Annotated in this window: 21 protein-coding genes; 3 read left to right on the forward strand and 18 right to left on the reverse strand. The window is 73.0% G+C overall.

All coding sequences use genetic code 11. The features are described from left to right. Window positions 1–53: 53 nt before the first annotated feature. The 8 genes from truB to rimP form a co-directional block, all read right to left on the reverse strand. The gene (gene truB, locus ACH4XV_RS13390; protein WP_395789275.1) at window positions 54–947 is read right to left on the reverse strand and encodes a tRNA pseudouridine(55) synthase TruB; all 894 of its coding nucleotides are present in this window, start codon (window positions 945–947) and stop codon (window positions 54–56) included. After that, a complete protein-coding gene (locus ACH4XV_RS13395) occupies window positions 944–2,074 on the reverse strand; it encodes a bifunctional oligoribonuclease/PAP phosphatase NrnA (protein WP_395789276.1) in 1,131 nt (376 codons plus the stop codon). Before ACH4XV_RS13395 ends, truB begins: the two co-directional genes overlap by 4 nt. Then, entirely contained in the window at window positions 2,071–2,565 is a 495-nt protein-coding gene (rbfA, locus tag ACH4XV_RS13400; protein ID WP_395789278.1) for a 30S ribosome-binding factor RbfA, read from the reverse strand. Before rbfA ends, ACH4XV_RS13395 begins: the two co-directional genes overlap by 4 nt. A gap of 167 nt (window positions 2,566–2,732) precedes the next feature. Next, window positions 2,733–3,026, reverse strand: coding sequence for a DUF503 domain-containing protein (locus ACH4XV_RS13405; protein ID WP_078977441.1), 294 nt, complete (start codon window positions 3,024–3,026; stop codon window positions 2,733–2,735). Between the two features lie 224 nt (window positions 3,027–3,250). Beyond that, window positions 3,251–6,424, reverse strand: coding sequence for a translation initiation factor IF-2 (gene infB / locus ACH4XV_RS13410; protein ID WP_395789280.1), 3,174 nt, complete (start codon window positions 6,422–6,424; stop codon window positions 3,251–3,253). 98 nt (window positions 6,425–6,522) lie between these two features. Next, entirely contained in the window at window positions 6,523–6,891 is a 369-nt protein-coding gene (locus tag ACH4XV_RS13415; protein WP_395789982.1) for a YlxR family protein, read from the reverse strand. Window positions 6,892–6,899: 8 nt separating this feature from the next. Then, entirely contained in the window at window positions 6,900–7,922 is a 1,023-nt protein-coding gene (nusA, locus tag ACH4XV_RS13420; protein WP_078977439.1) for a transcription termination factor NusA, read from the reverse strand. Between the two features lie 3 nt (window positions 7,923–7,925). Continuing rightward, complete coding sequence (rimP, locus tag ACH4XV_RS13425) at window positions 7,926–8,489, reverse strand: ribosome maturation factor RimP (RefSeq protein ID WP_395789283.1); 564 nt, start codon at window positions 8,487–8,489, stop codon at window positions 7,926–7,928. A 232-nt stretch (window positions 8,490–8,721) separates the two neighbouring features. Here rimP and ACH4XV_RS13430 point away from each other — a divergent pair, with 232 nt between their 5' ends. The 3 genes from ACH4XV_RS13430 to ACH4XV_RS13440 are packed head-to-tail and all read left to right on the forward strand — an operon-like array spanning window position 8,722 to window position 10,588. Then, a complete protein-coding gene (locus ACH4XV_RS13430; protein ID WP_395789285.1) occupies window positions 8,722–9,192 on the forward strand; it encodes a hypothetical protein in 471 nt (156 codons plus the stop codon). After that, window positions 9,189–9,674: a ferritin-like domain-containing protein gene (locus ACH4XV_RS13435; protein ID WP_395789287.1), complete on the forward strand. Its 486-nt coding sequence runs from the start codon at window positions 9,189–9,191 to the stop codon at window positions 9,672–9,674. Before ACH4XV_RS13430 ends, ACH4XV_RS13435 begins: the two co-directional genes overlap by 4 nt. After that, complete coding sequence (locus tag ACH4XV_RS13440; RefSeq protein ID WP_395789289.1) at window positions 9,671–10,588, forward strand: aminoglycoside phosphotransferase family protein; 918 nt, start codon at window positions 9,671–9,673, stop codon at window positions 10,586–10,588. The genes ACH4XV_RS13435 and ACH4XV_RS13440 overlap by 4 nt, the downstream gene beginning before the upstream one ends. A 32-nt stretch (window positions 10,589–10,620) precedes the next feature. Here ACH4XV_RS13440 and ACH4XV_RS13445 read toward each other — a convergent pair whose 3' ends face one another. From ACH4XV_RS13445 to ACH4XV_RS13490, 10 genes are all read right to left on the reverse strand, one after another. Then, window positions 10,621–11,148 (reverse strand): GNAT family N-acetyltransferase, encoded by a 528-nt coding sequence (locus ACH4XV_RS13445; RefSeq protein ID WP_395789291.1) that lies wholly within the window; start codon window positions 11,146–11,148, stop codon window positions 10,621–10,623. A gap of 64 nt (window positions 11,149–11,212) precedes the next feature. Beyond that, window positions 11,213–12,070, reverse strand: coding sequence for a GNAT family N-acetyltransferase (locus tag ACH4XV_RS13450; protein WP_371863021.1), 858 nt, complete (start codon window positions 12,068–12,070; stop codon window positions 11,213–11,215). Between the two features lie 102 nt (window positions 12,071–12,172). Then, complete coding sequence (locus tag ACH4XV_RS13455) at window positions 12,173–13,669, reverse strand: alpha/beta hydrolase (protein ID WP_395789293.1); 1,497 nt, start codon at window positions 13,667–13,669, stop codon at window positions 12,173–12,175. After that, a complete protein-coding gene (locus ACH4XV_RS13460; RefSeq protein ID WP_395789295.1) occupies window positions 13,666–15,114 on the reverse strand; it encodes an alpha/beta hydrolase in 1,449 nt (482 codons plus the stop codon). The genes ACH4XV_RS13455 and ACH4XV_RS13460 overlap by 4 nt, the downstream gene beginning before the upstream one ends. Window positions 15,115–15,374: 260 nt before the next feature. Continuing rightward, window positions 15,375–16,532: a flavodoxin-dependent (E)-4-hydroxy-3-methylbut-2-enyl-diphosphate synthase gene (ispG, locus tag ACH4XV_RS13465; RefSeq protein WP_380003075.1), complete on the reverse strand. Its 1,158-nt coding sequence runs from the start codon at window positions 16,530–16,532 to the stop codon at window positions 15,375–15,377. Between the two features lie 161 nt (window positions 16,533–16,693). Next, window positions 16,694–17,995, reverse strand: coding sequence for a M50 family metallopeptidase (locus tag ACH4XV_RS13470; protein WP_395789297.1), 1,302 nt, complete (start codon window positions 17,993–17,995; stop codon window positions 16,694–16,696). Further along, entirely contained in the window at window positions 17,992–19,254 is a 1,263-nt protein-coding gene (gene dxr, locus ACH4XV_RS13475) for a 1-deoxy-D-xylulose-5-phosphate reductoisomerase (RefSeq protein ID WP_380003073.1), read from the reverse strand. Before dxr ends, ACH4XV_RS13470 begins: the two co-directional genes overlap by 4 nt. Window positions 19,255–19,384: 130 nt before the next feature. Beyond that, window positions 19,385–21,310 (reverse strand): acyl-CoA dehydrogenase family protein, encoded by a 1,926-nt coding sequence (locus ACH4XV_RS13480; RefSeq protein WP_395789299.1) that lies wholly within the window; start codon window positions 21,308–21,310, stop codon window positions 19,385–19,387. Between the two features lie 206 nt (window positions 21,311–21,516). Then, window positions 21,517–22,959: an aldehyde dehydrogenase family protein gene (locus ACH4XV_RS13485; RefSeq protein ID WP_395789301.1), complete on the reverse strand. Its 1,443-nt coding sequence runs from the start codon at window positions 22,957–22,959 to the stop codon at window positions 21,517–21,519. Between the two features lie 108 nt (window positions 22,960–23,067). After that, window positions 23,068–24,588, reverse strand: coding sequence for a PucR family transcriptional regulator (locus ACH4XV_RS13490; RefSeq protein ID WP_395789302.1), 1,521 nt, complete (start codon window positions 24,586–24,588; stop codon window positions 23,068–23,070). Window positions 24,589–24,603: the final 15 nt, after the last annotated feature.

A 24,603-nucleotide genomic window follows, 5' to 3' on the forward strand; every position in this document is an offset into this window, starting at 1 on the left:
ACCCGGCCCCGACCCCGCCGTGGCGACGATCACCCCGGGCCGCCCCCACCACCTCAGCCCACGAACACCGCTAGCGGCCGAGCCACGCCCCCGCTGTTCTCCACCAACGCCAGAAAGGTCCCGTCCGGCCCGAACACGCCCACCGGCCCCGACGCCTCGTCCGCCGGCAGCCGCCCGCCGTGCGAGACCGCCCGCGCCTCGTCCTCGCTCACCTCGCGGCGCGGGAAGGCCGCCGCCGCCGCGTCGGCGATCGGCAACACGCCGAAGGACTCCTCCAGCTCCTCCAGCGTGCGAGCCCGGTCCAGGCCGTACGGACCGACCCTGGTGCGCCGCAACGCCGTCAGGTGCCCGCCCACGCCGAGCCCGGCGCCCAGGTCCCGGGCCAGCGCCCGGATGTAGGTCCCGGACGAGCAGGTCACCCGCACGTCCAGATCGATCGTCTCGCCCTCGCGCCGGGTGGCCAGCACCTCGAACGCGGAGACGGTGACCGGGCGGGCGGCCAGCTCGAACTCCTCGCCGGCCCGCACTCGCGAGTAGGAGCGCTTGCCGTCGATCTTGATCGCCGACACCTTCGAGGGCACCTGCATGATCGGCCCGGTCAGCCCGGCCACTCCCGCCGCGATCGCGGCGTCGTCCACATGCCCGGCCGGGGTCGAGTCGGTGACCTCGCCCTCGGCATCGTCGGTGACCGTGTTCTGCCCGAGCCGGATCGTGCCGTCGTAGCCCTTCTCGGTGAGCGCGAGGTGGCCGAGCAGGCGGGTGGCCTTCTCGACACCGATCACCAGGACGCCGGTGGCCATCGGGTCCAGCGTCCCGGCGTGGCCCACCCGACGGGTGCCCGCGATCCGGCGCAGCCGGCCCACCACGTCGTGCGAGGTCAGTCCGGCCGGCTTGTCCACGATCACCAGACCGTCGGGCGGCGGGGGTCCTGCGTTGCGGCGCTTCACGCGTCGTCTCCCGGGGTTGCCTGCGCCGGGGCGACCGGCAGTAGTGCGTCGGCGAGGAGGTCCCGGAATCGGGCCACCACCTCGGCCGGTGGATCGTATGCGGTGAAACCCGCCGCGAACGCGTGTCCGCCGCCGCCGAAGGCCCCGCAGACCCGTCCCAGGTCCACCGCGCCCTTGGACCGCGCGGAGGCGCGCAGCGCGCCGTCGTCGTCCTCCTTGAGCACCAGCGCGACCTCGGCCTCGCCGCTCTTGCGGACCACGTCGATCACGCCCTCGATCTCGTCCAGGCGGATCCCGTGCGCGGCCCGCTCGGCGCGGGTGATCACCGTGGACACCAGGCCCAGACCGCCGGCCGCGCCGGTGTCGAGCCGGGCCCCGGCGAGGGCGGCGGCGAGCACCTTGAGGTAGCCGAACCGGCAGGTGTCCCAGATCGCCCGCTGGATCAGGTCGTGCCGTATCCCGGTGGCCATCAGCCGGGCCGCGAAGGTGTGCGTCTCGGGCGTGGTCCCCACGTACTTGAACGAGCCCGTGTCGGTGACCAGGCCGGTGTACAGCGCGGTGGCGATGTCGGCGGTCAGCGTGGCGCCGAGCCGGGTGATCAACTCGTCGGCGAGCACCGCGGTGGCGGGCGCGTCGATGTCGATCAGGTGATGGGTGCCGAACCGGGTGTTGGAGGCGTGGTGGTCGACCACCAGGAGCGCCCCGGCCGCCTTGGCCTTGCCTTCCAGCAGGCCCAGCCGGGCCGAACCGGCCGCGTCGAAGACCGCGACCAGCTCCGGCTTCTCGGGGACCTCGGTGTGCGGCACCAGCAGGTCCTGACCGGGCAGGAACTCCAACGAGGACGGCACCACGAGGGGGTCGTCGCCGTAGGAGACCCGCACGTTCCGCCCCAGCTCGCGCAGCGCGAGCCCGACGGCGAGCGCCGAACCCAGCGCGTCGCCGTCGGGGCTGACGTGGGCCAGCAGGGTGATGTCCTCGGCCGTCAGGAGCAGGCGTACCGCCTCGTCCCAGTCGGCCGCACCCGGCGCGCTCGGCGGCCTCGTCTCCGCGTCGGAACCACCGCCGGTCCGCGGCTTCGCTCCCGCGGCCGGACCGGAGTCCCGGTCCGCCGCCACGCCTGGTGTCAAGGTCGGTCGCCCTCCTGTGTGTCCGCCCTGGTCTGCGCCGTCGACTCGTCGTCGGAGTCGTCGGCGTCGTCCGCGGCCGGGGTCCGATAGGGGTCCGCGTCACCGGCGTAGCCGGCGCCCGCGGCGGTTGAGCGTACCGCCGCATCGGCCTGCTGCGCCCGGGCGAGGAGATCGTCGATGAGTTTGGCGCTGTCCGGAAGGGCGTCGGCGACGAACGTCAGCGACGGGGTGTGGCGCACGCCGGTCTGCCGGCCCACCTCGCTGCGGAGCACGCCCTTGGCGCTCTCCAGCGCGGCGGCGGTCGCCGCGCGCTCGGTCTCGTCGCCGTAGACCGTGTAGAAGACGGTCGCCTCACGGAGGTCACCCGTCACTCGTGCGGCGGTGATCGTCACGAACCCCAGACGGGGGTCCTTGATCCGGCGCTCCAAGGTCTCCGCGACCACGACCTGGATGCGGTCCGCGAGTTTGCGCGCCCGCGCGGTGTCGGCCACTGATCCTCCTGCGATTGCTCGGCATTTCGGCGGGGTCCCCCGCGCCCGGGGTCACCGGGCGCGGGAGCCGCTCTCGTTCTTCTTCCCTGCGACTGCGACGACCACGGCCGTGGCCGCGACCGGGGGCCGCGGCCACGGCGTCCGCGACCGCCGTCGCCGCCGGTCCGTCAGTCGTCGTCCCCGTACACCCTGCGGCGTGCGGAGAGCAGATCCAACTCGGGCCGGCCCGCGACGAGCCGCTCGCAGCTGTCCAACACCTCGGCGCACCGCTCGACGGTCGCGGAGACCACCGCGACCCCGATCACGCTGCGCCGATGCAAATCCTGATGCTCCACCTCGGCGGCGGCAACGGCATTCTTGCGCTGAAGGTCCGCCAGGATGGGGCGGATCAAAGATCGTTTTTCCTTCAACGAGTGCACATCGCCGAACAACACATCGAGGCTGATCGTTCCCACAAACATAGGCGACGGGCCTGGCCGGCCCGGGAGGCCTCGGGTCGGGGCCACCGGGGCCGCCGACGAAAAGAGCCGGGCACGCACGTCGCGGCCCGGATACCACCACACTGCTTCGCGACACGGCGGATCCGCCCGGTGCGCACCGGGCGGATCCGCCGCCTCGTCTCGGCGGGTTCGAGCGCCTTCGACCACCGGATCGGCGGCCGGAGGCGCTCGAACGCCCTACCGGATCAGCCTCGCGGCTTCTCCCGCATCTCGAACGTCTCGATGATGTCCTCGACCTTGATGTCGTTGAACGAACCGAGGTTGATACCGCACTCGAAGCCCTCGCGGACCTCGGTGACGTCGTCCTTCTCGCGGCGCAGGCCCTCGACGTTGAGGTTGTCGGCGACCACGGCCCCCTGCCGGATGATCCGCGCCTTGGTGTTGCGCTTGATCGTCCCGCCGGTGACCATGCAGCCCGCGATGTTGCCGAGCTTGGAGGAGCGGAACACCGCGCGGATCTGCGCCGTGCCCAGCTGGACCTCTTCGAACTCGGGCTTGAGCATGCCCTTGAGCGCGGCCTCGATCTCCTCGATGGCCTGGTAGATCACCGAGTAGAAGCGGATGTCGACGCCCTCGCGGTCGGCCATCGTCCGCGCCCGGCCCTCCGGCCGGACGTTGAAGCCGATGATGATCGCGTCCGAGGCCATCGCCAGGGTGACGTTGGACTCGGTGATGGCACCGACGCCGCGGTCGATGATCCGCAGCTCGACCTCTTCGCCGACGTCCAGGTTGAGCAGCGCGTCCTCCAACGCCTCCACCGAACCGGAGCCGTCGCCCTTGAGGATGAGGTTGAGCTGCTGCATCTCGCCGGCCTTGAGGGCCTTGTCCAGGTCCTCCAGCGAGACCCGCTTCGACCGACGGGCCAGGACCGCGTTGCGCTCCCGGGCCGCCCGCTTCTCGGCGATCTGCCGCGCGGTGCGCTCTTCCTCGACCACGAGGAAGTTGTCACCGGCGCCGGGCACCGAGGTCAGGCCGAGCACCATGACCGGACGCGACGGCGTGGCCTCGGTGAGGTTGTTGCCGTTCTCGTCGATCATCGCGCGGACGCGGCCGTAGGCCTCGCCGACCACGATGGCGTCGCCGATGTGCAGCGTGCCGCGCTGGACCAGGACGGTGGCGACCGGGCCGCGGCCCTTGTCGAGGTGACCCTCGATCGCGATGCCCTGGGCCTCCTGGTGCGGGTTGGCGGTGAGCTCCAGCGCCGCGTCGGCGGTCAGCACGACCGCTTCGAGCAGGTCGTCGATGCCCATGCCCTGCTTCGCCGAGATGTCGACGAACATCGTGTCGCCGCCGTACTCCTCGGCCACGAGCCCGTACTCGGTGAGCTGGCCGCGCACCTTGGTCGGGTCCGCGCCTTCCTTGTCGATCTTGTTGACCGCCACCACGATCGGCACGCCCGCGGCCTGCGCGTGGTTGAGCGCCTCGATCGTCTGCGGCTTCACGCCGTCGTCCGCCGCGACCACGAGGATCGCGATGTCCGTCGACTTGGCGCCGCGGGCACGCATGGCGGTGAACGCCTCGTGACCGGGGGTGTCGATCAGGGTGATCTTGCGGTCGACGTCGTTGACCGTGGTCGCGACCTGGTAGGCACCGATGTGCTGGGTGATGCCACCGGCCTCGCCCGCGATCACGTTCGTCTTGCGGATCGCGTCGAGCAGGCGGGTCTTGCCGTGGTCGACGTGACCCATGACGGTGACCACCGGCGGACGCGCCTCGAGGTCGTCCTCGTCGCCCTCGTCCTCGCCCCATTCGAGGTCGAAGGACTCGAGCAGTTCGCGGTCCTCCTCCTCCGGGGAGACGATCTGGATCACGAAGTCGAGCTCGGCCCCGAGGGTCTGCAGCTCGTCGTCGCTCACCGACTGCGTCGCGGTCAGCATCGAGCCCAGGTTGAACATGATCTGGACCAGTGCGGCCGGGTTCGCGTTGATCTTCTCCGCGAAGTCGGTGAGCGAGGCACCGCGCGACATCCGGACGACGCGCCCGTTGCCGCGAGGAGCCATCACGCCACCGGCGGACGGAGCCTGCATCTGGTCGAACTCTTGACGACGCTGACGCTTCGACTTGCGCGCGCGGCCCGGACGCCCACCGGGACGACCGAACGCGCCCTGCGTGCCGCCGCGACCACCCGGGCCGCCACGACCGCCGCCGCCGGGACGACCGGCGAAGCCGCCGCCGCCACCGGGACGACCCGGAGCGCCGCCGCCGCCACCGCCGGGACGGGGACCGCCGAAGCCGCCACCGCCACCACCGGGACGACCGCCACCGCCGCCGGCACCCGCCGGACGACCGCCGCCGCCACCGGGACCGGGACGACCGGGCGCACCGCCCGGACGGCCGGGACCACCCGGGCCACGCGCGGGCGCCGGACGGTTGGGCATCATGCCCGGGTTCGGACGCGGGCCACCGGGGCCTGCGCTACCACCCGGACGCGGACCCGCGGGACCACCCGAGCCACCCGGACGCGGGCCGGCGGCCGCCGGACCCTGCGGACGCGGCGGCATGCCGCCCGGGGTGGGGCGACCGCCGCCGGCGGCCTGCGGCCGCGGCATACCGGTGCTGCCCGAGGTGAAGGGGTTGTTGCCCGGACGCGGGCCGGCCGGACGCGCGCCACCCGGACGGGGGGCACCACCCTGACCGGGACCGCCGGCACGCGGGCCGCCGGCGGACGGTGCGCCGCCGGTACGCGGACCGGAGGAACGCTCGCCGCGCTCGGGACGGTCACCGCGCTCGGGACGACCACCGGGGCCGCCCTGACCGGGACCACCCGGACGCGGACCCGGACGGCTGCCCGCCGCCGGACCCGAGGAGGCCGCGGCGGGACGGTCCGAACGCGGACCGCGCTCGGCGGGACCGCGGTCGCCCTGGCCACGCTCGGCCGGACCGCGCTCGGCGGGACGTGCGGCCGGACGCGGACCCGGAGCGGGCGCGCCGCCCGGACGCGGACCCGACTGTGCCGCGGGACGCTCCGCCTGACGCGGGGCGGCCGGAGCCGCCTCCGCGGCCGGCACGGCCGGCACCTCGGGCGGGGCGGTGCTGCCCTGAGGGGCCGGGCGCGGCGTCGGGCGCGGGCCCGGCGTCGGCGCACCCGCCGGGCGCGGGCCCGGAGCGGGGGCAGGGCGCGAGGCGCCCTGCGGGGAGGGGGCACCCTGCGACGCACCGGACGAGGCCGGTGGACGCGGGGCGCGGCGGGTGGGCCCGCCTTCCGTCTTGAGTGCTTCCGTCAATTTGCGAACAACCGGCGCCTCGATCGTCGAGGACGCCGAACGAACGAACTCACCGAGTTCTTGGAGCTTGGCCATGACGACCTTGCTCTCGACTCCGAACTCCTTGGCGAGTTCGTATACCCGGACCTTTGCCACGTCGCTCCTTCTGGTCCGGGGTTGGTCGTCCGCCGGACCGTCACTACCGCATGTCTGTACTCATCGCGTACTCATCGAGTGCTCATCGCAATCTCGACCTACTTCCGACTCGCGAGGTACCGCTTCGCTGGACCTGTCCGACCGACCTCTGACAACCCATCACCGCTCAAAAAAGCACGCAGTGGTGCCGAGTCCAGCGGCCCCGGCACGCGCAAAGCCCGAACGAACGCCTTGCGGCGCTCCGCCTGGGCCAGGCACTCCGGATCGGGGTGCAGATGCGCTCCCCGCCCGGGCATTCGGCCGCGGGGGTCGGGGACACAAACGCCCTCGACCGCCACGACCCGCAATAGGTCGGCCTTGGCCGCACGCTGCCGACAACCTACGCACGTTCGGCACGGAGGGGCGATGATTTCCCGCTCCTCCGACCTTGTACGAGGGCATGCTCGGGCACGCCTGCGACCAGACATGTTCAAGTCTACCGCTCCTCACCGCGACCTGGTTCGGTCGACCGGGTCCGGTCGTCCGAATCGGTGGTCTCGGTGTCCGGCCGGATGTCGATGCGCCATCCGGTCAATCGCGCGGCAAGTCGGGCATTCTGCCCTTCCTTGCCGATCGCCAGCGAGAGCTGGTAGTCGGGCACCGTCACCCGGGCGGAGCGCGCGGCGAGATCCACGATCTCGACCTTGCTCACCCGCGCCGGCGACAGCGCGTTGGCCACCATCCGCGCGGGGTCGTCCGACCAGTCGACGATGTCGATCTTCTCGCCGTTCAACTCGGCCATCACGGCGCGCACGCGCGCGCCCATCGGCCCGATGCACGCGCCCTTGGGGTTGAGCCCGGCGCGCGTGGAGTAGACGGCGATCTTGGAGCGGTGGCCGGCCTCGCGGGCGATCGCGGCGATCTCGACGCTGCCGTCGGCGATCTCCGGGACCTCCAGCGCGAACAGCCTCCGCACCAGGTTGGGGTGGGTGCGCGAGAGCGTGATGGACGGCCCCTTGGGCCCACGCCGCACCTGTACGACATAGCAGCGCAGGCGCATGCCGTGCGCGTACCGCTCGCCCGGCACCTGCTCCTGGGGCGGCAGGATCGCCTCGATGCGACCCAGGTCCACCAGGACGTTGCGGTTGTCCTTGCCCTGCTGGACCACACCGGCGACGATCTCGCCCTCACGGCCGGCGAACTCGCCGAACGTGATCTCCTCCTCGGCGTCGCGCAGCCGCTGCAGGATCACCTGCTTGGCGGTGGTCGCCGCGATCCGGCCGAAGTCGTCCGGGGTGTCGTCGAACTCGCGCACGCGCTGACCGGCCTCGTCGGTCTCGGTCGCCCATACGGTGACGTGACCGCTTGCCCGGTCCAGCTCCACGCGCGCCTTGGGCAGGCTGCCCTCGGTGCGGTGGTAGGCGATCAACAGGGCCGACTCGATGGCCTCGACCAGGAGGTCGAACTTGATCTCTTTTTCGCGCTCGAGCCCGCGCAGGGCGCTCATGTCGATGTCCACGTCCTACGCCTCCTCGTCCATGGTGTCGTCCGCGTCGGTGTCGTGCTCGACACCGGTGTCGTCGTCCTCGTCGTCTTGTTCGGTCTCGGCGTTCGTCGCCGAGTCCTTGCCCTTGCGGTTGAACTCGACCTGTACGACGGCCTTGGCCACCTCGTCCCAGGTCAACCGTCGCGGTGTGCCGTCGACGTCCAGTTCCACACCCTCCGCGTCGCTCGCGCCGATCCGGCCGGTCACCGTGCCGCCGTCGTGCAGCTGCACCAGGACCAGTCGATCGGCCGCGCGGCGCCAGTGCCGCTCCAGCGTCAGCGGGCGGTCCACGCCGGGGGTGGTGACCTCCAGCAGGTAGGGCAGCGAGCCGAGCACGTCGCTCGGGTCGAGCACGTCGGAGACCGCGCGGCTGACCTCGGCGACCTTGTCCAGGTCGACGCCGCCGTCGGCGGCCACCATCACGCGCAGCACACGCCGCTTGCCGGCGGGAGTGAGGGAAACTTCCTCGAGATCCACGCCAAGGGTCGATACCACCGGCTCCAGCAACTCCCGCAGCCGGTCCAACGTGGTGGTACTCATCCGGGTGACTCCTCGGCTGCGTGTGCTGTTGTCTCAGGTGCGTCGACCGCCGGAGGGCGGGTCGGGGGAGGACAACAGTATCCGGTCCGGGAGCAATCTCGCGCACGTCCGCCCGGCGTACACGGGTTGTCCGCCGGATGTCCGGCGGGCTCCACAGTCCCTGCCATGCGGTAGCGTCCGACACGGCCGGAGGCGGCACGGACATCACGGACGAGGTTCAGGAGCGGGACGCATGCGCGACGCGGGGCCGACGCGACGGGCCGTCCTCGGCGCCGTGACCGCGGCGACGATCGCCGCCGCGGTCGCCGGTTGCGACGACGGCGGGGGTTCGGACCAGGGGCGGCGCAAGGCCGACGACGCGGCACGCGAGCGGGCGTACGCGGCGACCGGGGCGCTGCTGGCGCACTACGACGCGGTGGCCGCGCGACACGCCCCGTTGGCCGAGCGAATCCGGCCGCTGTCGGTCGAGTTGCGGCAGCACCTGACCGCCTTCGCCGGCCGCGCGACACACCCCGCGCCGCCCCCCGGGACCGCGCCCGACGACCTCGCCGCGGCGACCACCACGATCGCCGACCGGGCGCAGCAGGCCTCGGACGAGCGACTGGTCGACCTGGACCGGGTCTCCCCCGATCTCGCCCGCCGACTGGCCGCCACCTCGGCGTGTCTGGCGGGACACGCCCAACTGCTTCGGAGCGCATCGTGAGTACGCCGCGTCCGGCCCCGTCGGGGGCCGCCGCCGTCGAGGTGAAGGCGCTGCGCGACGCGCTGGACGCGGAGCACGCGGCGGTCTACGGGTACGGCATCGCGGGCGGGCGGCTGACCGGCGCCGCCCGGACCCAGGCACGAACCGCGCTGGACGCGCATCGGGCCCGGCGGGACACGATCACCCGGCTGATCGCCGACCGGGGCGCGACCGCGCCGCCGGCGGCGCCCGCGTACACGGTGCCCTTCCCGGTGGCCACGGCGGCGGACGCGACCCGGCTCGCGGTGTACCTGGAGGACGGGGTCGCGCTGCACCTCGGCGCGCTGGTGGCCGCGGCCGGGGCACCGCTGCGGGCGGAGGCGGCGGGCTGGTTGCGCGAGGCCGCGGTGTGGGGGGTGCGCTGGCGGGGGGCGAGTACGCCCTTCCCGGGGGTGCCCGAGGAGGGTGGTTCGGGGACGGCGACGGCGGGGGGCCGCACATGAACGATCGGGTCGAGGTACCGGAACGGCTGACGCGGACCGCGCTGCGCTGGTGCGGCGAGGAGGCCGCGCGCGAGTGGCTCGCGGGGCTGCCGGACGCGGTCGCGGAGTACGCGGCGCGTTGGGGGCTGACCGTGGAGCGGCCGATCATTCCCGGTGGCGCGCTGAGCCTGACCTTCCTGGTCCGCCGGGCGGACGACACGCCGGCCACGCTCAAGCTGGGCTTCGTGGATCGCTACACCGCACACGAGCCGACCGCGCTCGCGCTGTGGGACGGCGCGGGCGCGGTGCGGTTGCTGGAGGCCGATCCGGCGCGCGGCGCGCTGTTGCTGGAGCGGCTGCAACCGGACGTCTCGCTGCGCTCGTTGGCGGAGGACCGGGCGATGCTGGAGGCCGCGGAGGTGATCCGCCGGTTGTGGGTGGCCCCGCCCGCCGACTGCCCGATCGAGCCGGTCGCGGAGCGGGCCGGGCACTGGGGCGAATCGATCCCGCGGCGCTACGCGGAACTCGCCGGGCCGTGCCCGAAGGCGCTGGTCGACGAGGCGGTGGCGCTGTGCGCCGAACTGGCCGCGTCGCAGCCGGAGGTGGTGGTGCTGCACACCGACTGCCACCACGGCAACGTGCTCGCGGGCACTCGGGCGAAGTGGCTGGCCATCGATCCGCGGCCGATGCTCGGCGAGCGGGCCTTCGACCTGGGGCCGCTGGTCCGGGACCGGATGGCCACGGTGGTCGCCGAGCCGCGTCCGCAGGCGCTGGTACGGCGGCGGGTGACGTGGTTGGCGAACGCGTTGGACCTGGACCCCGAGCGGGTGCGCGGGTGGGCGCTGGTGCAGGCGTTGGCGCTGGGCCTGTGGTGCCTGTCGGTGGACGACCCGGCGGGCGAGGACCTGCTGTCGGTCGCGGAGTGGCTGTCCTGAGCCGCTCCCCGGCGACCGGCGCGCGGGCGGCGTCACGCGAAGGGCAGGATCGCGCCCATCACGGTGTAGGGCCGGTTGTTGCCCGGGAACAGCACCGGGCGGGCGAGGTCGACGAAGCCCAAGCCGCGGTAGAGCCGGCGCGCCGGAGTCTGCTCGTCGATCGCGGAGAGCAGGATGTGCGAGCGGTCCTGGCCCCGGCACAGCAGGCCGATCAGGGTGCGGCCGATGCCGTGCCCCTGCCAGCGCGGCAACACGTGCAACTCGCCGACCACGAACGACTCGTCCAGCCAGGCCCGATGGCCCTCCCGGGCCAGGTGCGGCTCGATCACCAGGCTCCACCACTGGTCGGTGAGGTTCGGATAGCCGTAGCCGAAGCCGACCAGGCGACCGGCGCCGTCGAACGCGCCGAGCGAGCGCACCCCGGCGAAGGCCGCGTGGCGGCGCATTATCCGCTGCCGGACCGCGATCTCGTCGTCGGCGAGCCCGAACGCGTGGGCCTGTACCTCGACCGCCTCGTCCGCGTACGCGGCGAGGTCGACGACCCGGCACGTCCACTCCATCAGCACACGCACTCCATCGGGACGAGCCGCCGGCGCCGCATCGGAACAACACACTCATGCCGCATCAGAACAACACACTCATGAAGGCACCGGTCTCGGCGAAGCCGACCCGCCGATAGGCCGCGCGGGCGGGGCCGTTGTAGCTGTTCACGTACAGGCTGGCCACCGGCGCGACCTCGGCGAGCGCGTGCCGCAGCACCGCCGCCATGCCGATCTCGGACAGCCCCTCACCGCGCCGCTCCGGGGCCACCCACACACCCTGGATCTGGCACGCGTGTCGGGTGACCGCGCCGATCTCCGCCTTGAACACCACCCTGCCGTCCTCGATCCGAGCGAACGCACGGCCGCCGGCGATGAGTTCGGACACCCGTGCGCGATACAGCGTGCCACCGTCGCCGATCAGGGGCGAGACCCCGACCTCCTCGGTGAACATCGACACGCACGCGGGCATCACCAGATCCAGCTCGTCCGGCCGCACCCGGCGCACCAGCGGATCCGCGGGCACCTCGGCCGAGGGCCGGCCGGCGACCATCAGCGGCTGCACCGGGCGTACGTCGCGGGCGGGTCCCCAGGCGGGTTCGAGCAGCCGCCACAGACCGGCCGCCGCCTCGGCGGGGCCGACGATCGACGAACAGCGCCGACCCTGGCGCCGGGCGCGTTCGGCGAAGGACCGTATCGCGTCGGGCCCGGCCTCGACCGGGACCAGGTTCGCCCCCGCGTAGCACAGCGAGGTGAGCAGGCCGCCCTCGTAGTAGCCCCACAGCTCGCCGCCCAGGCGCCACGGATCGACACCGGCGAGCCGGACCCGGGACGCGACGAAGACGTTGGTGACCGGGTCGCGGTCGAGCAGCGCCTGGACGGCGGACAGGTCGGTCCCGTCCAGGACCTTGGTGGAAACCGAGCTCAGCACGTGCCTCACCATGCCATCGGGCGGACCTTGGGGAAATGCCGGTTGTTGCGGCACCACCCTATGCAGGTCCAGGCCGTATGTGCCGCCCGGGAGGTACGGGGATCGGCGGGCGGGTCAGCGCGGCAGCCTCGGCACCCCCGGTCGGCGCGTCACGGGGCCCTCCGGCGCGGCGGCGTCGCATTCGATGTCGTTCGCGGGCAGGGTCCCGTCGACGAGGTACCCCGTGGCCCGGTCGTCCACGCACGGGCCGTCGACGAGGTAGTGCCCGTGGTTGCCGTTGCCGCGCACGGTCAACAGCCGCGAGGAGGGCAGCGCGTCGTGCATGCGCAGCGCCCCCTCGTAGGGTGTGGCCGGGTCGCCGACGGACTGGATCAGCAGCACACCGGGCAGTCCCGCGCCGTCGATCCGGGTCGGCGGCGCGGTGTTGGTCTGCAGGTACAGGCACGCCCCGGGCGAGGCGATCGCCGCGCCGAGCGCGCCGTCGCGGGCCCGGAGTCGGACCATGTCCGCGTCGAAGACCCGCTCGTCGGCCGGGAAGGGGGCGTCCGCGCAGGAGACGGTCTGGAACACCGACTCGAAGTTGACCTCCTCGGTGGTCGCCGCCCGCCGGGACGCGACCAGCGCCGCGCCGTCGCCGGAGGCGTAGTCGGCGAGCGCGCCGGCCAGCCGGGGCCAGTCCCGGTCGGTGTAGAGCGAGCCGATCGTGAACTGGTCGAGTTCGACGCCGCCGAAGACCCCGTCGGCGGGCCGTGCCACGAGGCGGGCGCGCAGCACGTCCCAGGTCGCCAGCACCCGGGCCGCACTCGTGCCCAGGTGGTAGCGGTCGTCGCGGTCGGCGGCCCAGGCCGCCCAGTCGCGCTGACGCGCGGAGAAGGCGCGGGCCTGGAGGAATCCGGTCCCGTACCAGACCTCGGTGGGGTCCACCACGCTGTCCAGGACCATCCGGTGCACCCGCCGAGGGAACAGTTGCCCGTACACCGCGCCCAGGTAGGTCCCGTACGAGTAGCCCAGGATGCTCAGCCGCTCCGCGCCGAACGCGGCCCGGACCAGGTCGAGATCGCGGGCGATGTCGCGGGTGGTCAGGTGCGGCAGCAGGTCGGGCGCAAAGGCCCGGCAGCCGTCGGCGAACGCGCGGGTCGCGGCCAGGTGCGCGGCGCGACCGGCGGGCACGGCCGGATCGGGCCTGGGCCCTCGGCTGAAGGTGACCGGGTCGGTGCAGACGACCCGCGTGCTGGTGCCGCGCCCGCGCAGGTCGAAGCCGATCAGGTCGTAGGCCCGGCGCAGCCGCTCGGGCAGGCCGCCGGCCAGCGCGGCCATCGAGCCGACGGAGGAGGCGCCGGGGCCGCCGAAGTTGACCACCAGGACGCCCTGGTACTCGGCCCGGCTCCCGGTGGCCGGCACCCGGGAGACGCCGACCCGGATCCGGGCGCCGTCGGGGCGGGCGTGGTCGAGCGGCGCACCGATGCTGCCGCAGCGCTCGCCCGGCGCGGTGCCCGTCGGGCAGTCGCCCCACGTGACCGGCTCGGTGCCCGCGCGGGCCGGGGCGGGGGCGGCGGTGAGCGCGGCGGCGGTGAGCGCGCCGGCCAGGAGGGCGCGGACGGCGCGGGTCACGATTCCTCACAGGTGGTGTCGCGGCCCGCCGGGAGCGTGCCGTCGGTCAGGTAGGCCGCGGCGGCGGCCAGGACGCAGTCGTTGGGCTGGAACGCGAGGATCCCGTGGTCGCCTTCGCCGAGCACGGTGATCAGGCGCGAGGAGGGCAGCGCGTCGTGCAGCGCGTTCGCACCGGCGGGCGGGGTCGCCGGATCGCGGGTGCCCTGGATGAGCAGCACCGGCGGCAGGTCGTGGCCGTCGATGCGCGTCGGGGTCCGGGCGGGCACCGGCCAGAACGCACAGGGCGCGTTCAGCCAGGTGTTGGACCAGGCGGTGAGCGGGGCGGTGGCGTCCACGGCGCGCGTGTCGCGGTCCCACACCGCCCAGTCGCGCGGCCACGGCCCGTCGTGGCACTCGACGGCGGTGTAGATCGCGGTGCCGTTGGCGTCCTGCGCGGTGGGCGGGGTGTACAGCGCGGCGAGCGGAGCCGGGTCGCCGCGGTCCCAGGCGCGCAGGGCGTCGGCGAAGCCGGGCCAGTTCTGCGAGCCGTACAGGGTCCGGGTGGCGAGGTCGTAGAGCTCGGCCGGGCCGACCGCGGCGTCGAGGGGGCGGGTTCGGGCGGCGGCGAGCACACGCGTGAAGATCGGGTCGAGGTCGGCGCCAAAGGCGTCGAGGAAGTCGCGCCAACGGCCCTGGAAGGCGACGTCCTGACGCAGGTTGGAGCCGTACCAGACCTGGTCGGGGCGCGGGTCGACGATGCTGTCCAGGATCATCCGGTCGACCCGCTCGGGGAACAACTGCCCGTAGACCGCGCCCAGATAGGTGCCGTAGGACCAGCCGATGAAGGAGAGTTTCGGCCGGCCGAGCGCGGCGCGGACCAGGTCCAGGTCGCGGGCGTTCTCCAGGGTGCCCAGGTGCGGCAGGAGCCGGCCGGCGCGCTCGGCGCAGCCGCCGGCATAGGTGCGGGCGCGCTCGACCAGCCGTTCCTCGTCCCGCGCCGTGGCGGGCACCGGGTCGGGCCTGGGCGCCCGGTCGAAGCTCGCGTCGACGCACGAGATCGGGTCGCTGTGGTGGTTGCCGCGGGGGTCGACGCCGACGATGTCGTAGCTCTGCCGCACCCGTTCGGGCAGGGCGCGGCGGACCAGCCCGGCCAGCCACATCCCGCCGCCGCCCGGTCCGCCGGGGTTGACCACGATCGTGCCGCGCCGGGCCCGCCCGCCGGTCGCCGCCGCGAGCGACAGGCCCAGCGTGGTGGTGGGCCCGTCGGGGCGCGCGTGGTCGACGGGCACGGCCAGCGTGCCGCAGCGCAGTCCCGGTTCGGCGACGTCGTCAGGGCAACCGCCCCACACGACGCCGGGCGTGCTCCCGACGGCCGGGTGCGCCGTATCGGGACCGCTCGCGGGTCCTGCGGCGGTGCCCGCGATCATGGCGGCGACGGCCACTACGGCCACGACGATGCGTCCCACGCGCGACGCCCCTCCCCCGGGGGCGACGCCCCGATCATGTGTCTCGATGATCGGGGTCGATTACCTGGGGTCGGGGCGCATCAACGATATGTCACTCGCGTGGGCGAGCCGATTGATCCGGTCGGGCTCGAACCGGGGCGGACGGGGGTGGACCCGACCGGATCGAACCGACCGCGGCCGGATCGCACGCCGGCCGAAAATCCGCCCCCGGCGACGCCCCGCCCGGCGACCGGCTCGGGCGACCGGCTCGGGCGACCGGCTCAGGCGATGTCGACGATCGGCTCGCCGCTGATCACACCGTCGGCCTGCATCTGCTCGGCCAGCTTGAGCGCCTCGTCGATCAGCGTCTCGACGATCTTCGACTCGGGCACGGTCTTGATCACCTCGCCCTTGACGAAGATCTGCCCCTTGCCGTTGCCGGACGCCACGCCCAGGTCCGCCTCGCGGGCCTCGCCGGGGCCGTTGACGACGCAGCCCATCACGGCCACCCGCAGCGGCACCTTGAGCCCGTCCAGGCCCGCGGTGACCTCCTCGGCGAGCTTGTACACGTCGACCTGGGCCCGGCCGCAGGACGGGCAGGAGACGATCTCCAGGCCGCGCTGCCGCAGTCCGAGCGACTCCAGGATCTGGTTGCCGACCTTGATCTCCTCGACCGGCGGGGCGGACAGCGAGACCCGGATGGTGTCGCCGATGCCCTGCGACAGCAGCGCGCCGAACGCGACCGCGGACTTGATCGTGCCCTGGAAGGCGGGCCCGGCCTCGGTGACGCCCAGGTGCAGCGGGTATTCGCAGCGCTCGGCGAGCAGCCGGTAGGCCTCGATCATCACGACCGGGTCGTTGTGCTTGACCGAGATCTTGATGTCGCGGAAGTCGTGCTCCTCGAACAGCGAGCACTCCCACAGCGCGGACTCCACCAGCGCCTCGGGGGTGGCCCTGCCGTGCTTGGCGAGCAGTCGCTTGTCCAGCGATCCGGCGTTGACGCCGATCCGGATCGGGGTGCCCGCCGCGGAGGCCGCCTTGGCGATCTCGGCGATCTTGTCGTCGAACTGCTTGATGTTGCCCGGGTTCACCCGCACCGCGGCACAACCGGCGTCGATCGCGGCGAAGACGTACTTCGGCTGGAAGTGGATGTCCGCGATCACCGGGATCTGCGACTTGCGCGCGATCGCGGGCAGCGCGTCGGCGTCGTCCTGCGAGGGGACCGCGACACGGACGATCTGACAGCCGGACGCGGTCAGCTCGGCGATCTGCTGAAGCGTGGCGTTGACGTCGGAGGTCAGGGTGGTGGTCATGGACTGCACCGACACCGGGGCGTCTCCGCCGACGGCCACGTTGCCGACCATGATCTGCCGTGACTTGCGGCGCGGCGTGAGGGGCCGGGCAGGTACGGACGGCATTCCGAGCTGGATCGCGGTCATGTTCGCTTGAGTCCCGTGGGTTCGGCGGGTAGGTCGTCGTCAACGCTACGCCACCGCCTTCCGGTACGGACGCGCCCGTACCCCTGTGCCGTCCCCCTGTTGCCTGATCGACACACGGTGGGCCGGCCCGGTCGGGATACGGGCGCGTTCTCCGCGAGGACCTAGGTGACCTTCACGGGGTTGATCAGGTCGGCGATCAACACCAGGACGGTGAAGGCGATGAAGATCGAGGCCACGACGTAGGCGACCGGCATCAGCCGGGCCACGTCGAACGGGCCCGGGTCCGGACGCTTGCGCAGGCTCGCGATCCGGCGACGGATCGCCTCCCACCACGCGCCGATCACATGGCCCCCGTCGAGCGGGAGCAGCGGCAGCATGTTGAACAGGAACAGGGACACGTTGAAGCCGGCGATGATGAAGATCATCAGGCCGACCCGCTGGGACGGGGGCACGTCCAGCGCGGCGACCTCGCCGCCGACCCGGGCCGCGCCGACCACGCCGACCGGGGAGTCCTGGTCGCGCTTGTCGCCCTGGAAGGCCGCGCCCCACAGAGCGGGGACCTTCTGCGGGATGCGCAACAGGCCGTGGAAGGCGTTCTTGACGATGTCACCGGTGAATTCGACGGACTCGGCGGCGCTCTGGCGCTGGATCCCGGTCGCGGGGCTGATGCCCAGGAAGCCGGTGGTGACGTACTGGTTGGGCACGGCCCGCCCGTCGCCGTCGATCTTGATCATCTTGTTCTGTTCGAGCACCGGCTTGAGGGTCAGCTTCTGGCCCTTGCGGTCGACCACGAGGGTGACCTCGCCGGACGACTTGCGGATCAGGCCCTGGAGCTTGTCGTAGTCGCCGATCTTCTGCCCGTTGAACGAGACGATGCGGTCGCCCGGCAGCAGCCCCGCGGCCTTGCCGGGTGCCGCCTTGGCGCCCTCGGGGCACTTGTCGGTCTTCGCGTCGGCGCTGACCACACATTCGGAGACGGTGCTCACCGTCGAGGTGGTCTTGTTGATCCCGAAGCCCATCAGGTACACCGCGAGCAGCCCGATGGCCAGGATCAGGTTCATGAACGGGCCCGCGAGCATGATGATCGTGCGCTGCCACGGCTTGCGCTGGTAGAACATCCGGTCCTCGTCGCCGGGGCCGACCTCCTCGTAGGACGCCTCCCGGGCATCCTCGATCATGCTGCGCCACGGCGAGGTGCTGCGGGCCTGGACCTTGCCCGACGCGTCGGGCGGGAACATCCCGATCAGCCGGCAGTAGCCGCCGGCCGGGATCGCCTTGAGGCCGTATTCGGTCTCGCCGATCTTCTTCGACCACAACGTCTTGCCGAAGCCGACCATGTACTGCGGCACCCGGACACCGAACATCTTGCCCGTGACCAGGTGGCCCGCCTCGTGCCAGGCGATGGAGAACAGCAGGCCCACGACAAAGACGACGATGCCGAGGATCGTCATGAACAGGGTCAACGGGGTTCTCCTCCGTGGGCGATGATCTCGCGTGCCCGTCGGCGCGCCCAGTCCTCCGCGTCGAGGACGTCCTCCAGTGTCAACCGGTTGCCGTCCCCACGTACATCATGCTCGCTCACCACGGCGGCGACGGTGTCGGTGATGCCGTTGAACCCCAGGTGTCCCGCGACGAACGCGTCCACACACTCCTCGTTGGCCGCGTTGAACACCGCGGGCGCGGTGCCGCCGGCGCGGCCCGCGGCGCAGGCCAGCCCGACCGCCGGGAAGGCCTCGTGGTCGAGCGGGAAGAACTCCCACGTGGCCGCCTTCGTCCAGTCGCAGCCGGCCGCCGCGTCGGGCACCCGGTCGGGCCAGGACAGGCCGAGCGCGATCGGCAGCCGCATGTCCGGCGGGGATGCCTGGGCCAGCGTCGAGCCGTCGGTGAACTCCACCATCGAGTGCACGATCGACTGCGGGTGGACCACCACGTCGATCCGGTCGAAGGGGATGTCGTAGAGCAGGTGCGCCTCGATCACCTCCAGCCCCTTGTTGACCAGGGTCGCCGAGTTGATCGTGATCACCGGGCCCATGTCCCAGGTGGGGTGTGCCGCGGCCTGCGCGGGGGTGACGTCGACCAGGTCGGCGCGGGTGCGACCGCGGAACGGGCCGCCGCTGGCGGTGACCACGAGCCGCTTGACCTGATCGGCCCGGCCGCCGCGCAGCGCCTGGATCAGCGCGGAGTGCTCGGAGTCGACGGGGACGATCTGGCCGGGCTTGGCGATCGCCTTGACCAGGGGGCCACCGACGATCAGCGACTCCTTGTTGGCCAGCGCGAGGGTGCGTCCTGCGGTCAGCGCGGCCAGCGTGGGGGCCAGGCCGATCGAGCCGGTGATGCCGTTGAGCACCACGTCGCACGGGTGTTCGGCGAGTTCGGTGGCGGCGGTGGGGCCGGCCAGGATGCGCGGCAGCTTGTACTGCCCCTTGGCGTAGCCGCGGCGCTGCGCCTCGGCGTAGAAGGCCAGTTGCAGGTCCTGCGCGGCGGACGCCTTGGCCACCGCGACCACCTCGACCCCGAGTTCGAGCGCCTGCCGGGCCAGTTCGTCGACCCGGCCGCCGCCGGCGGACAGGCCGACGATGCGGAACAGCTCGGGGTGGGCGCGCACCACGTCGATGGTCTGGGTGCCGATCGACCCGGTGGAACCGAGCAGGACGACGTCCCGTCGGCCGGGCGGCTGGTCGGGGGCGGCGAAGGGTGCGTACGGATCGGCCAGGGAGTCCATCCGTCCATTGTGGCCCGCGCCGGCGGGGCACCGAGCACAGGTCGGCCGATTGCCCGCGGCGACCGCCCCGAACGGCGCGAGTCGGCGCGCGGGGGCCCGCGGTACCCGCCCGCCGGCCCCCGCGCGTGGCTCAGCCGACGGGTCGGTGCACGTTCTCCACCTTGGACGGTCCCGGCGTCGCGTCGGCGATCCAGGGGCCCTCGGTGGAGACGTCGAGCACACCCTCCTCCAGCCACAGGTAGCGGCCCGCCAGCACGCCCTCGACGGCTCGCCCGTCCAGCGTGTCGGTGTTGGTCCACAACCGGCCGAACAGCTCGTCCACCCGGATCTGCGCCTGCCGGCAGAACAGGTCGGCCAGCTCGTACGCGGCCCGGCCCTGCTCGGCGTCGTGGCGGCGCAGCATGTCGGCGCGCACGCACACCGCGCTCATCGCGAACAGTTCGGCGCCGATGTCGACGATCCGGCCGAGGAAGCCCTGCTTGCGCTCCATCGCGCCCTGCCAGCGGGCCATGCCGTAGAAGGTCGAGCGGGCCAGCCGGCGCGAGGTGCGCTCGACGAAGCGCAGGTGCGCGGCCAGGCTCGGCAGCCCGGCGGGGGCGAACTCGCGGTAGGAGGTGGGCACCTGCCCCTTGCCCGCGACCAGTTTGGGCAGCCACTTGGCGTAGAAGACGCCCGCGTCGGCGGCGGCTTTGCCCTTGGCCTTGAGGTCCGCGTCGGGGTCGATGATGTCGCCGGCCACGGCCAGGTGGGCGTCCACCGCCTCGCGGGCGATCAGCAGGTGCATGATCTCGGTGGAGCCCTCGAAGATCCGGTTGATTCGCATGTCGCGCAACATCTGCTCGGCCGGCACTCCGCGTTCGCCGCGGGCGCGCAGCGAGGCGGCGGTCTCGTAGCCGCGTCCGCCGCGGATCTGCACCAGTTCGTCGCTGACCAGCCAGCCCACCTCGGAGGAGTACAGCTTGGCCAGCGCCGCCTCGATCCGGATGTCGCGCCGGCCCTCGTCGGCCATCCGGGCGGTCAGCTCCAGGACCGCCTCCAGCGCGAAGGCGTTGGCCGCGATGTAGGCGATCTTGCCCGCGACCGCCTCGTGTGCGGCGATCGGACGGCCCCACTGCTCGCGCTCGCCCGCCCATTCGCGCGCGACCTTGAGCGACCATTTGGCGGCGCCGGCGCACATCGCGGGCAGCGAGAGCCGGCCGGTGTTGAGCGTGGTCAGCGCGATCTTCAGGCCCGCGCCCTCGGCGCCGATCCGGTTCGCCGCGGGCACCCGGACCCGGTGGAAGCGGGTGACGCCGTTCTCGATGCCGCGCAGGCCCATGAAGGCGTTGCGGTTCTCCACGGTGATCCCGGGGCTGTCGGCGTCCACGACGAACGCGGTGATCCCGCCGCGCCGCCCCTCGGCCTCGGGCACCCGGGCCATCACCACCAGGAGTCCGGCGACCACGCCGTTCGTGGTCCACAACTTCACCCCGTCGAGGATGTACGCGTCGCCGTCCTCGGTGGGCACCGCGGAGGTGGCCAGTCGGGCGGGGTCGGAGCCGACGTCGGGCTCGGTGAGCAGGAACGCGCTGACCTCGCGCACGCAGCGCGGCAGGAACTCGCGCTTTTGGTCGTCGGTGCCGAACAGCTTGACCGGCTGCGGCACCCCGATCGACTGGTGCGCGGACAGCAGCGCGCCGAGCGCGGCGTTGACCGAACCGACCAGGACCAGCGCCTTGTTGTAGTACAGCTGGCTCAGGCCGAGGCCGCCGTACTCGGTGTCGACCTTCATTCCGAGCGCGCCGATCTCGGCGAGGCCCTTGATCACCTCGTCGGGAATTTGCGCGTCGCGCTCGATCACGGTCGCGTCCACCCGGGTGGTCAGGAACTCGCGCAGCACCGCGAGGAAGTCCTCCCCCCGGCGGATCTCCTCCGCGTCCGCCTCGGGGTGCGGGTGGACCAGGTCGAGCCGAAACCGGCCGAGGAACAACTCCTTCGCGAAGCTGGGCTTGTCCCAGTCCTGCTGTCGCGCTTCCTCGGCGACCTTGCGCGCTTCGCGTTCGCTGACAGGGGGCATGGCGGACTCCTCGCGGACTCGCAGCGGAACCGACGTTGTTACCGGCCGGTGTTACCTGCCCGTGCACGTCCACTGAATGCCGGGTGACGGGGTTTTGTCCAGAGCTATGCCACCGCCGACGTCAAGCCATGCGCCGCGTTGTTCCCAGGCATGCGAAAGGGCCCGGCGACACCACCCCAGGTGGCCGGGCCCTTCGTCGGTGGGGCCTACAGGTCGAGGCCGGTGAGGACCATCACGCGCTCGTACGTGAAGTCGGTCATCGCGTAGGTGACGCCCTCGCGGCCGACGCCGGAGTTCTTGGCGCCGCCGTACGGCATCTGGTCGGCGCGGTAGGACGGGGCGTCGCCGATGATCACGCCGCCCACCTCCAGTTCGCGCTGGGCCCGGAACGCGGTCTGGATGTCGTGCGTGAACACGCCGGCCTGGAGGCCGAACTCGGAGTCGTTGACCGCGGCGAAGGCGGCGTCGGTGCCGTCCACCCGGGTCAGCGTGAGCACCGGGCCGAAGACCTCCTCGCAGGCGATGGTGACGCCCGCCGGGACCTCGCTGAGCACGGTCGGCGCGTAGTTCGCGCCGTCGCGGGTGCCGCCGGTCAGCACCTTGGCGCCGGCCTGTACGGCCTCGTCCACCCACGCCTGCACCCGCTCGGCGGCGGCCACGCTGACCAGCGGGCCGACGTCGACCGCGTCGTCCTCGGGATCGCCGGTGACCTGCGCGGCGACCTTGGCCACGACCTTCTCCACCAGGCGGTCGTACACGCTCGTGTCGGCGATCACCCGCTGCACCGAGATGCAGGACTGGCCGCCCTGGTAGTTGGAGAACGTCGCGATCCGCTGCGCGGCCCACTCCAGGTCCGCCTCGGAGGACCAGTCGGCGAGCACGACGGCGGCGGCGTTGCCGCCCAGCTCCAGGGTCACGTGCTTGCGCGGGACCGAGTCCATGATGCTCCAGCCCACCGGGCCCGAGCCGGTGAACGAGATGACCGGCAGCCGCTCGTCCTTGACCAGGGCCGGCATCCGGTCGTTGGGCACCGGCAGCACGCTCCAGCTGCCGGCCGGCAGGTCGGTCTCGGCCAGGATCTCGCCCAGGACCAGTGCGGACAGCGGGGTGGCCGGCGCCGGCTTGAGGATGATCGGCGCGCCGACCGCGATCGCGGGGGCGACCTTGTGCGCGACCAGGTTGAGCGGGAAGTTGAACGGCGCGATGCCGAGCACCACACCCTTGGGGATCCGCCGGACCAGCGCGTAGCGGCCGGTGCCGCCCGCGTCGGTGTCGAGGCGCATGCCCTCGCCGTTGAACCGGCGGGCCTCCTCGGCGGCCCAGCGGAACACCGACACCGCGCGGCCGACCTCGCCGCGGGCCCACTTGATCGGCTTGCCGTTCTCGGCGGTGATCAGCCGGGCGATCTCCTCGGTGCGCTCACCCAGGCGCCGGGCGACGTGGTCCAGGGCCGCGGCGCGGCGGTACGCGGGCAGCGCGGCGAACTCGTGCGCGCTCGCGTGGGCGGCGGCGACGGCCTCCTCGATCTGCGCGTCGGTGGGCTCGGAGACCCGGCCGACCAGCCGGCCGTCGTACGAGTTGGTGACGTCGAAGGTCGACTCGCCGGTGGCCTGGCGGCCCGCCAGCCAGAACGCGTGGGTGGTGGTCACTGCTGCTCCTTCTCCGTCAACGGGCGCCGATGATCCCGGTGTCGTCCACGGTACGTCGATCGGGCGTACGGGTTTTTGTCCATGCCGGCCAATCCCGGCCCGCCGGTGCTACGACTTGTCCTCGGCGGTGCCGGTCGTGTCGCGCAGCGCGAACCACAGTTCCGCGCGGGTGTCCGGATCGTCCAGAGTGCGGCCGAGGATCTCCTCGACCCGGCGGATGCGATAGCGCAGCGTGTGGCGGTGCACGCCCAGATCCCCCGCCGCCGCGTCCCACTGCCCGTGCCGGGCCAGCCACGCGCGCAGCGAGACGATCAGGTCGCCCCGACCGCCCGCGTCGTGCGCGCGCAGCGGCGCGAGCACCTGATCGGCCCACGCGTGCACCGCGTCGCCGTCCAGGAGCGGCAGCAGGCCGCCCGCGTCCCGGCCGTGCACGGTCAGCGCCTTCTGCGAGCGCAGGCCCACCGCGTGCGCGCCCAGCGCCTGCCGATAGCCCTCATCCGCCCGGTCCGGCTCGACCGGACCGGACACGCCCGCGACCAGCCCCGGCAGGTCGACCGGCTCGACCGGGTCCACCGACTCCGGCAACACCAGCACCGTCGCGCCGGCCAGTTCGCCGGTCAGCGCCGGGGTGCCCGCCCGGACCGCCCGCGCGCACAGCCGCTCCGCGAACGCGGCCACCGCCGCGTCCGGTCCGGTGGCCACCACCATCCGCCACGGCCCCGGCGGCAGATCGGCCGCGATGTCGTGGGCCAGTTCGGCGGGTGTCGCCCGCTCCCCCGTGAGCAGCAGCCGCAACAGCGCCGTCCGCATCCGGGCGCCGGCGTCGGCGCCCGCCCTGGACTGCTCCAAGGCCAGGGTGAGCAGCGACGCGGCGGTGCCCAGGGTCTGCCGGTCGGCGGTACGCGCGGGCCGGTCGGTGCCCACCGCCAGGAACCCGCTGATCCGTCGCTCGGCGCCCAGCGACTGCACCACGACCCGCCCGCCGCCCTCGTCCTCCTGGAGCGACGCCGAGGACGGGGCGGGCATCCGGCGCAGCTTGTCGATGTCGGCGCGCAGCGCCTCGGTCCGCGGGCGGGCCGCCGCCGGCGCAACCTGGCGCAGCGTACCGTCGGCGTCGTAGAGCGCGGCCCAGCCGTCGAGCCGGCCCGCGAGTCGGCGGATCAGCGTCGCGGCGCCCTCACGCCCGGCGGCAGCCCGGGTCAACTCCTGCTGCACCGCGAATCCGGTGGTGACCGTCTCGTACTGCTCGGCCGCGAGCGCCGAGGAGACCACCTTGCTGATCGCGATGAACGGGGTCGGCCGGGGCACCTCGAACACCGGGAAGCCGCAGCTCTCGGCGGTCTCGACGATCACCGCGGGCACCCGGTCCAGGGTCAGGCCCACGCCGATGCCCAGACCCGCCACCTCGGCCGCGGCCAGCCGCTCGACGTAGGCGCGCCGCTCGGCATTGCTGCGGCCGAGCTTCATCCCGGTGGTCAGCAGCAGTTCGCCGCCCTCCAGGTAGGGCGTGGGGTCGGCCAGTTCGCTGGTGTGCACCCACCGCACCTCGCGCTCCAGGCCGCCCTTGCCCGCGAGCACGCGCAGGTCGAGGGCGGGCGCGCGGACCAGGGAGGCGAGGGTGGGCGGCATGTCGGTTTGTCCAGA

This window comes from Embleya sp. NPDC020630 (assembly GCF_044334985.1).
Lineage (GTDB): Bacteria > Actinomycetota > Actinomycetes > Streptomycetales > Streptomycetaceae > Embleya.